The 9,207-nt window shown below is 38.4% G+C and carries 8 protein-coding genes; 5 read left to right on the top strand and 3 right to left on the bottom strand.

Features of this window, described 5'->3' with window-relative positions:
• Positions 1–107 precede the first annotated feature (107 nt).
• On the bottom strand, positions 108–929 hold the full coding sequence (locus ACFX4X_RS24555; RefSeq protein ID WP_377387340.1) for a glycerophosphodiester phosphodiesterase: 822 nt from the start codon (positions 927–929) through the stop codon (positions 108–110).
• 218 nt (positions 930–1,147) lie between these two features.
• Between ACFX4X_RS24555 and ACFX4X_RS24550 the strand changes: the two genes are divergently transcribed.
• Complete coding sequence (locus tag ACFX4X_RS24550) at positions 1,148–2,464, top strand: MFS transporter (RefSeq protein ID WP_377387337.1); 1,317 nt, start codon at positions 1,148–1,150, stop codon at positions 2,462–2,464.
• Positions 2,465–2,504: 40 nt separating this feature from the next.
• Here ACFX4X_RS24550 and ACFX4X_RS24545 read toward each other — a convergent pair whose 3' ends face one another.
• Entirely contained in the window at positions 2,505–2,921 is a 417-nt protein-coding gene (locus ACFX4X_RS24545) for an organic hydroperoxide resistance protein (protein ID WP_377387334.1), read from the bottom strand.
• A gap of 193 nt (positions 2,922–3,114) precedes the next feature.
• On the opposite strand from ACFX4X_RS24545, the gene ACFX4X_RS24540 reads away from it, so the two are divergent.
• The 3 genes from ACFX4X_RS24540 to ACFX4X_RS24530 are packed head-to-tail and all read left to right on the top strand — an operon-like array spanning position 3,115 to position 6,330.
• Positions 3,115–3,498: a GntR family transcriptional regulator gene (locus tag ACFX4X_RS24540; protein WP_377387331.1), complete on the top strand. Its 384-nt coding sequence runs from the start codon at positions 3,115–3,117 to the stop codon at positions 3,496–3,498.
• Entirely contained in the window at positions 3,495–4,394 is a 900-nt protein-coding gene (locus tag ACFX4X_RS24535) for an ABC transporter ATP-binding protein (protein ID WP_377387328.1), read from the top strand. Before ACFX4X_RS24540 ends, ACFX4X_RS24535 begins: the two co-directional genes overlap by 4 nt.
• Positions 4,369–6,330, top strand: coding sequence for a DUF6449 domain-containing protein (locus ACFX4X_RS24530; RefSeq protein WP_377387325.1), 1,962 nt, complete (start codon positions 4,369–4,371; stop codon positions 6,328–6,330). Before ACFX4X_RS24535 ends, ACFX4X_RS24530 begins: the two co-directional genes overlap by 26 nt.
• A 129-nt stretch (positions 6,331–6,459) precedes the next feature.
• Here the strand turns inward: ACFX4X_RS24530 and ACFX4X_RS24525 are convergent, their stop codons facing one another.
• Entirely contained in the window at positions 6,460–6,663 is a 204-nt protein-coding gene (locus ACFX4X_RS24525) for a cold-shock protein (protein WP_061462203.1), read from the bottom strand.
• A gap of 864 nt (positions 6,664–7,527) precedes the next feature.
• Here ACFX4X_RS24525 and ACFX4X_RS24520 point away from each other — a divergent pair.
• On the top strand, positions 7,528–9,102 hold the full coding sequence (locus tag ACFX4X_RS24520; protein WP_284471380.1) for a peptide chain release factor 3: 1,575 nt from the start codon (positions 7,528–7,530) through the stop codon (positions 9,100–9,102).
• Positions 9,103–9,207 lie beyond the last annotated feature (105 nt).

Genomic DNA, 9,207 nt, shown 5'->3' with positions numbered 1-9,207 from the left:
CCGCGGAAAGCGAGCATCTGGAGGGGAAATCAACCACAACTCACTACCTGGTAAATAGCAACAAAGTATGTGAAAAACAGCCTTTATTTTTTAATTCATTCAAAGTTTCAATCCAAAAAATAATCAGGAAAATCGGAGATGATACCATCTAACTTCATCTTTTTGAACATGTGTATTTGTTTTTTATTGTTGACGGTCCATGTATACACTTTCATTCCGTGCTCCTGGATGCGCATTTGCAGCTTAGGACTCATAATCGTTTGCTTTGGATTCAAAAATGATGCAAACTCTGCAATCTCTTTTAATTTTTGGTCATTAATTCGCCGTTTTATCAAAACGCCCACTTGTATGTCCGGCATTAGCTGATGAAACCTTTTCATGGATTCCAAATCGAACGAATGAACCATAACCCTATTATTCCCTGATGAATATTCTTGGATCTTTCCTAATTCTTCAGCAAGTTTTTTTTCAATGCCAGGATAAGAAGATGGATGTTTTATTTCGATTAAGATTCCAACTTCAGACCCGAAATTCTCCAATACCTCACTAAGTAAGGGGATCTTTTCGTTTTTATAACGAGCATGATACCAGCTCCCTGCATCCAATTCCTTTAATTCGGCCGCCGTGTAATCACGGAGGTTTCCTTTGCCGCTTGTGGTTCGATCCAGTGTGGGATCATGATGAACCACAATTACACCATCTTTACTAAGATGAATATCCACTTCCAGGAAATCAGCTCCCAATTCAATTGCTTTATTAAAAGATGCCATTGTATTCTCAGGGCAATATCCAGATGCACCGCGATGTCCTATCTTAAGGGGGGAATGCTGCATAATGAAGTTCCCAGGGAATTCACTCTTTGTTCTTTTAGAGTAGAGGACGAACAAAACAAGTATGGTAACCGAGATAATAAGTAAAAATGCAATCACCGTTCACACTCCTTTTAGACACATTAATAAAATAAATCTTCGTTATCCTTTACTTTAACTTAAATAAAATAAAAGAAATTTGCAATTTGACAGCTTCATTTCATAATTTTATTTGTTAGATAGGAAAAAAACATATTTAACACAATTCAGACTTAAGAGGATTTATTGGAAAGGCATGGAATACTTATAATTTAAGTATCAATAAAGGGGGAAAGCTGATGGAATTGCAGGTGAAACCGAAGTCTAAAAAGTGGAAGGGGAATTTTGGTTTATTTTTTTCCCTGCCCATTATTTCATGGGCCTTATACGATTTTGCCAATACGATTTTTTCTTCTAATATCAATACGATTTTCTTTCCATTCTTCCTCCAGGAACAGATAGGGGAAAATGCTGTCCTAGATCAGATTGCCAGTACCTTCATCTCCTACGCAAACGCGATTGCCAGTTTGTTTCTTGTTTTGTTTTCCCCGCTGTTCGGGGTCATGATCGATAGAACGGGAAAAATGAAAAAATACATTATGATTTTTACACTCATTTCTGTTGCAAGTACATTTTTAATGGGGATTTTTGGAGGGATTTCATTCGATGGAAAGTTTCTTGGCATCCCAATTTCCTTAGCGATCGTCATTCTTTTATTTGTAATCGCTAAGTTTTTCTATCATTCAAGTCTTGTTTTCTATGATACGATGATGAGTGATCTAGGCACGAAACAGCAATTGCCGCTTATATCAGGCTTTGGAGTGGCGGTAGGCTACCTTGGAACGTTAGTGGGACTGTCGATCTATCCATTCATAAGTAAAGGGAGTTCACATGAAGCCTTTATGCCTACGGCCATTTTATTTTTGGTTTTTTCGCTTCCCTTATTCTTTTTTTTAAAAGAGACCCCAAAACAGCAAAAAGCCAAACAACCTTTTTTATCCGGTTATAAGGAAATTAAATCAACATTCAAAGAGATGCAATCCTATCGATCGGTTTTTACATTCATGATTGCTTATTTCTTTTTAAACGATGCAATTGCGACCACTATTGGCATGATGGCCGTATATGCCAAGACTGTTGTCGGATTTTCTTCAAGCGGTTTCATTTTGCTTTACTTGGTATCGACAGTATCGAGTATTGCCGGATCTTTTCTGTTTGGATACATCACACAGTCGAAGGGATCGCGGATAGCTGTGACATATGTGGGAATTCTGCTCTTGGTCGCTTTATTTATTGCGGTCTTTGCCCAAACCGCTCTTTGGTTCTGGATTGCAGGAAGTATGTTCGGCATTTCGCTGGGGTCGATGTGGGTTACATCACGGACATATATAATTGAATTGACCCCGGATGAGAAGAGGGGCCAATTTTTTGGGCTATTTGCATTCTCTGGAAAAGTATCTTCAATAATCGGTCCGCTTTTATATGGAACGATTACGTTGGTTTTCCATGACCTCGGTACATTGGCGAGCCGGATGGCATTAGGGTCACTGATTATCATGGCGGTAATTGGTCTGGGCTTTCTTTTGAAAATGAAGGGTTTGGAAGAAGTGAAATAAGGAAAAGGGAATGGAGCAAGGCCCATTCCCTTCATAATCTTTATACCAAAATCAAGGTGACATCAATGTTCCCACGAGTTGCTTTTGAATAGGGGCAGGTCATGTGGGCTTTTTTGACAAAGTCTTCGGCTTCTGCTCTGCTTAAGTCAGGAATTGAAACATCCAACCTTACAGCCAATTTAAAGCCACCGTCTTCGTCATCTTTACCGATCGTGACATTTGCCGTCACGGAAGTATCGACTTTTTGCTTTTCTTTTTGCAGAACAAGATTCAAGGCACTGTCAAAACACGCAGCATAACCGGCTGCAAATAATTGTTCAGGGTTTGTAGCTCTTTCACCGGAACCACCCAATTCCTTAGGTGACCTCACATCAAAATCCAGAATTCCATCCTCTGACTTAACATGTCCTTCACGACCACCGTGTACGGTAACATTAGCTGTATATAATGGTTTCAATAAAAACAACTCCTTTGTATATTCTTACTATCATTAGTTCCCGCCTTTAAGTCTTATTAAACAAAATAAAGGAGGTTTATAGGAGTGCATTGCTTGAAATTTGGTTATTAATTGGTTTTAAATTGGAAGAAATTGTTTTATAATGAACTGTATTAGAAGGTGTAATACACCCAATGTTCAAGGAGGGTTGATGATGTTTGAGTTGGATGTACAAAGCAGAAAGCCGATATATGAGCAATTGATGGATAAGTTTAAGGAACTAATGATCAATGAAGTTTTACAGGCACATAATCAGCTCCCATCCATTCGAATATTGGCTCAGGAATTGACCATCAATCCAAATACAATCCAAAAAGCATACAAGCAGCTTGAATTCGACGGGTATATTTATACTTTACCAGGCAAAGGGAATTTTGTAGCACCTCCTAAATCTTTGAAAAATTCATTGAATGAAGAAAAGATCAGAAATGAGCTTGCAAAGGTTCTCGCTGAAGCTCTGTATATCGGGATAGATATACATGAAATTTATAGATTAGTAAAAGAAATCAGTCCATTGGCAAAGGGGGGAGATTCATGATTGAAATAAAACAGGTGAGTAAATTATATGAGGGAAAAGAAGCAATCAAGAACGTCACCTTGGTCATACAAAAAGGCTCCATATTCGGGTTATTAGGTTCCAATGGAGCGGGGAAAACGACTCTATTAAAAATGCTTTCAGGCAATCTGATACAGGATTCCGGTGAAGTCTCTATTGATCGATCATTTGTGTTTGAAAACCGTGAAGTGAAAAATCGTTGTTTCTTCCTCCCTGATACGCCATATTTCCTGGCTAACTATACGATCATGCAAATGGCAGGTTTTTATAGCCGTATTTATAGTGATTGGAATCAAGAACGTTTTTACCAATTACAAGAAGTTTTCTCAATGCCTTTCCAATATAAAATACATAAACTATCAAAGGGTATGCAGAGACAGGTTGCTTTTTGGCTCGCACTCTCGACGATGCCGGAAGTTCTCATCCTAGATGAACCGTTTGATGGGTTAGATCCGGTCATGCGTAAAATTGTGAGACAGTTGTTGATTCAGGATGTCTCGGAAAGGGATATGACGGTATTAATATCGTCTCATAATCTCCGGGAAATTGAAGATTTAGCTGACCATGTAGGGATATTGCATAAGGGAGAGCTTGTTATCCAAAAGGATTTGGACGACTTAAAAGCAGATGTACATAAAGTGCAAATTGCCTTTAAACATAAAATCCCCCATGGTTTATACCGTGGAATTCAAATTCTTAACAAGGAAAGGCGCGGCAGTGTGATCGTTTGCATTGTTAAAGGTGCAGAATCCGTGATTAAATCGCACTTTAATCAATTTCAGCCTGAAATATTCGATATTCTCCCCCTTACTCTAGAGGAGATATTCATTTATGAAATGGGGGATATAGGTTATGTCATCCAGAATAACCTGGTTTAATGAAGAATTGATTATCTATATTTTCAGAAGCACTGGCTGGATTGGCTTCCTATACTTCGTCGGCCTAATATTTGCACTGCCACTGGAAATGTTAACGATTATTTTGAATGAGAATAATGAATATGTTGAGTTCGAAAACCTTTTTTCCAGTCAGCAGATGATTCAATATGTCTTGGTCATCGTTATTCCAGTATTATTTGCCATCTTCCTCTTTCGGTTTTTACAGATGAAACAAGCTTCCGATTTTATTCATAGTTTACCGATTACTAGACGAAACATCTTTTTTCATATGATTGGGACGGGAATGGGCTTCATAGTTTTGCCTATTTTACTTACAGGTTCAATCTTGATATTATTCCACTCTGCAATAGACATAGAAAGGCTTTATACCATTCCGGATATTTGGTCCTGGATGGGGATTACATTTATTTTGGAAGCTTTGATCTTTTCTGTTGCCGTTTTAATTGGAATGGTGACGGGATTATCGGCCTTGCAAGGCTTGCTGACATATATTTTTCTAGCTTTGCCGGTGGGATTGTTTGTCTTGTTTGCAGCCAATGTGAAGTTTTTGATAGCAGGATTTTCTGCAGATTATTATCTTAGTGCCAATATGAATGCCATTTCACCCTTATTAGCTGCAACGGAGATGGAAAAAATCACTTTTTTCTCAGTTGATATATTAATCTACAGTATATTGACCCTTCTTTTTCTGCTTAGTTCTCTTTTTCTATATGAGAGGAGAAAGCTGGAGCATGTATCGCAGGCATTTGTTTTCCCTAAGATAAAGCCATTATTTAAATTCGGACTGACTCTATGCATGATGCTGCTGACAGGGCTTTATTTTAGCGGAACGACAGGCAAACCAGGCTGGATTTTCTTCGGATATATCGTTGGTTCTTTGCTTGGATATTATTTAGGGGAAATCGTCCTGCAAAAGACTTGGCGAATACGGCTCAACCTGAAAGGTTATACAGCATTCACAGTGTTTATTATTGTTCTGGCACTTATTTTAAAAATAGACCCCATTCAATATATGTCCAAGATTCCTGATGAAAAGATGATTAACCAAATATATATTGGCGATGCTCCTTTATTTTTTGATGATGACACGTTGGATAATGCACCCACTTATCTTAAAGAGAAGGAAAATAAAGAAGCGATCAGGTTATTGCATCAGCAAATTATCGAAAAGGGAAAAAAAGTTTCAATTGGTGAATTGGATGATGGAAAATCCATATTTCTGATGTATGAACTCAAGAATGGAAGACGGTTAGCGAGGGAGTATCATTTGCAAAACTATGACTTATACCTTCCGCTTTTGGCGAAAATTTATGAATCGAGTGAATATAAAAAAACGGTTAATGAGTTATTGAATGTTTCCGCTGAAGACGTTTCTAAAATCAAGATAACGGCGAGCGGACAATTGGAAAAATCAGTAACGATTACAGATGGTCAACAGCTGGACGAAGCAGTGCAGGCTTTGTCGGAGGACCTGAATAATCAGTCGTTCACCCAAATGACATCCTCATTTGGTGAATATGCTTCCATTGACATTCTTTTGAATAATAATAAAATCATTTATCTGAATTGGGACTCTTCTTATACTCAGTTTTCAAAATGGATGGAAAATTCCGGACAAGCGGAAGAAGCGCGGTTAATAGCAGATGATATCTCTTATATTCTGGTTGCAAAGACGGATCCGAAAATTTATAATTCGAATTCTGAAAGTAAACTTGTACAACAGATTGAACAAAAGCCGAATCGCATGAAAATTAACACGTCTCCGGAAATCGATTTGGCCATTGATAATGCCCAAATCGATTGGGGCGGAGAGTATTCAGCTGCCTTTTATTATAAAGATAGCAGAGATGTGGATATCAAGAGTTTTTCTGGCGAACATGTTCCCGGCTTTATTTTGGATCATTTTAACGAATGAGTGACAAGGTGAACAAAGATATGCCGCCTGTACACTGTGAATGAAAGGAATAAAATATAAAAGGATGCCGCCCTACTACGGGCGACATCCTTTTGCAATGCATAAGACTTATTTTTGTGTTACTTTACTTTAAAGTTTTACGACGTTTTTAGCCTGAGGTCCGCGGTTTCCTTCTTCGATCTCGAATTCAACCTCTTGACCTTCATCAAGGCTCTTGAAACCCTCTCCCTGAATGGCGGAAAAATGTACGAATACATCATCTTCGTTTGGTACCTCGATAAATCCAAATCCTTTGTCGCTATTGAACCATTTTACCTTACCTGTTACTGTCATTCTATGAATCCTCCTAAAAAGTTAAAAAATATTAATGGTGATGATTTTACCTGGATGGGAAAATCAATTCACACATTATCAAGCATCCACATTCAAGTTAAAGTATCATACGAAGATGCTTGATAATGTGTGAAAGCCTAAAGTAAAAATTAACCCACTAACCTCTGGAGCAATTTCCAGTTTTTTAGTATATACCCACCTTTATAAAGGATAAAACAAATGGAAGTAATTTATACATTGTGAATTGGGAAAAATACTATTAGGGAGGTTTTATAAAGGGAAGTATAACGGTATTGTCGTGCAGAATTCTCCTAGTTTGAAATTTGACGGGAATGCCATGACCAAAAGGAAAAGCCTTTATGGTTGAAATTAAAATAATCGGGTATAGGATAAGGAAGAAAGGACTGATGGATAAATGAAGAAATTATTAAAAAGGGCCCTCATATTTGCTGCTCCCATCATATTCAAAGAAGTAAAGAAACGATGGAAAAACAAACGGAATCAAAAAGCGATGAAAACAGCAAGGTAAGTTCGAAAAACAATGAAATAATGAACGATAATCATAAGAATTCGGGTAAGGGGCGCTGATTAAGCGTCTTTTGTTTTGCTATCTGAACAAATCCTTTTATAGTGTTCCATTCACCTCTACATCTTTCCTCCATATCGTGTTAAAATAGTAAGGTTGATTGAAATGAATGCCGAGTAGCCAAGGCTTAAGCCTTATGATATATTGCTTCTTACATATATTGTGTATGATCAGGATCTTTGCTGCATACAAAGAAAGGTTGCCATTCCAATGTAAAAATTACGATAAATCCCCTATATATTTTTTATTGATGACTCCAATAATGAAAGGAACATTTTATGACTACATTAAAAGACGAGGTTCACTCTCGAAGGACCTTCGCAATCATCTCTCACCCGGATGCCGGGAAAACGACTTTAACAGAAAAATTATTGCTGTTTGGTGGTGCGATTCGTGATGCCGGAACAGTTAAAGCAAGAAAAACAGGGAAATATGCTACAAGTGACTGGATGGAGATAGAGAAGCAACGGGGAATTTCCGTTACATCCTCGGTCATGCAATTTGATTATGATGATTTCCGTGTTAATATTCTCGATACACCAGGTCACCAAGACTTCAGTGAAGACACATATCGTACACTGATGGCTGTTGATAGCGCCGTGATGATCATCGACTCGGCAAAAGGGATCGAGGATCAGACGGTTAAATTATTCAAAGTATGCCGGATGAGGGGTATCCCGATTTTCACTTTTATCAATAAAATGGACCGACAAGGTAAAATGCCGCTCGAATTGCTTGCCGAACTTGAAGAGGTATTGGGGATTGAAACATACCCGATGAACTGGCCGATTGGAATGGGAAAAGACTTCGTGGGTATTTACGATAGGTTCAATAATCGGATTGAACAATTCAAAACTGAAGGGGATGAGCGTTTCCTTCCGTTGAATGACGAAGGTGAACTCGAAGTGGATCATAAACTTAAGGATTCCCAGTTATATGAGCAAACTTTGGAAGAAATCATGCTGTTGACGGAAGCGGGTAACCAATTCTCTGAAGAAAACATTGCGAATGGAAAACTTAGTCCCGTATTTTTCGGAAGTGCTTTAACGACATTCGGTGTTCAGACGTTTTTGGATGCTTATCTGAAATTTGCACCAGCCCCACAAGCACGGATGACAACATCAGGTGAAATGAGTCCTGTCAGTAATGATTTTTCCGGCTTCATTTTCAAGATACAGGCGAATATGAATCCGAAACACCGTGATCGGATTGCTTTCCTTCGTATCTGCTCCGGTAAATTCGAGCGTGGAATGAGTGTCAACTTGAGCAGGACAGGGAAACCAATCAACCTTTCTTCGTCTACTCAATTCATGGCAGATGATCGGAACACCGTAAACGAAGCCGTAAGCGGGGATATCATCGGTTTATATGATACCGGGAACTACCAAATCGGCGATACGATTACAACAAGCAAAGACATGTTCCAGTTTGAAAGGCTACCGCAGTTTACACCGGAACTATTCATGAGGGTAACAGCTAAAAACGTCATGAAACAGAAACATTTCCATAAAGGAATTAACCAACTTGTACAAGAAGGGGCAATTCAGCTCTTCAAAACGGTTCGGATGGAAGAATACCTGCTTGGTGCGGTTGGGCAACTTCAATTTGAAGTATTCGAGCATCGAATGAGGAATGAGTACAATGTTGAAGTCGTGATGGAGCGCATGGGCAGTAAGATCACACGTTGGGCTGAAGATGAAAAGCTGGATGAAAATCTTCATAGCACAAGAAGCATTCTTGTTAAAGACCGGTTTGATAAATATGCATTTTTATTTGAAAACGAATTTGCACTTCGTTGGTTCCAAGATAAAAATCCTGACGTGGAATTATATAATCCAATGGATTTGAAATAATGGAGAGGCCCGTGTAATATACACGGGTCAGTTTGTAGACAAAAGGGGTTCGGAATTAAAAAATTCCGAACCCCTTTTTGAGATTCCCTTTGAATTTTTGCCTGA

It is taken from the genome of Peribacillus sp. YIM B13481 (assembly GCF_042787985.1).
GTDB classification, from domain to species: Bacteria; Bacillota; Bacilli; order Bacillales; family DSM-1321; genus Peribacillus; species Peribacillus simplex_A.
Note: the sequence above shows the minus strand (reverse complement) of the source record. Positions and strands in the feature narration are given on the sequence as shown.

What these genes read in the sequence shown, in the direction of transcription:
- ACFX4X_RS24520 (WP_284471380.1), top strand. Translation starts at nt 7,528, where the DNA reads ATGACTACATTAAAAGACGAGGTTCACTCTCGAAGGACCTTCGCAATC.
- ACFX4X_RS24530 (WP_377387325.1), top strand. Translation starts at nt 4,369, where the DNA reads ATGTCATCCAGAATAACCTGGTTTAATGAAGAATTGATTATCTATATT.
- ACFX4X_RS24540 (WP_377387331.1), top strand. Translation starts at nt 3,115, where the DNA reads ATGTTTGAGTTGGATGTACAAAGCAGAAAGCCGATATATGAGCAATTG.
- ACFX4X_RS24535 (WP_377387328.1), top strand. Translation starts at nt 3,495, where the DNA reads ATGATTGAAATAAAACAGGTGAGTAAATTATATGAGGGAAAAGAAGCA.
- ACFX4X_RS24525 (WP_061462203.1), bottom strand. Translation starts at nt 6,663, where the DNA reads ATGACAGTAACAGGTAAGGTAAAATGGTTCAATAGCGACAAAGGATTT.
- ACFX4X_RS24550 (WP_377387337.1), top strand. Translation starts at nt 1,148, where the DNA reads ATGGAATTGCAGGTGAAACCGAAGTCTAAAAAGTGGAAGGGGAATTTT.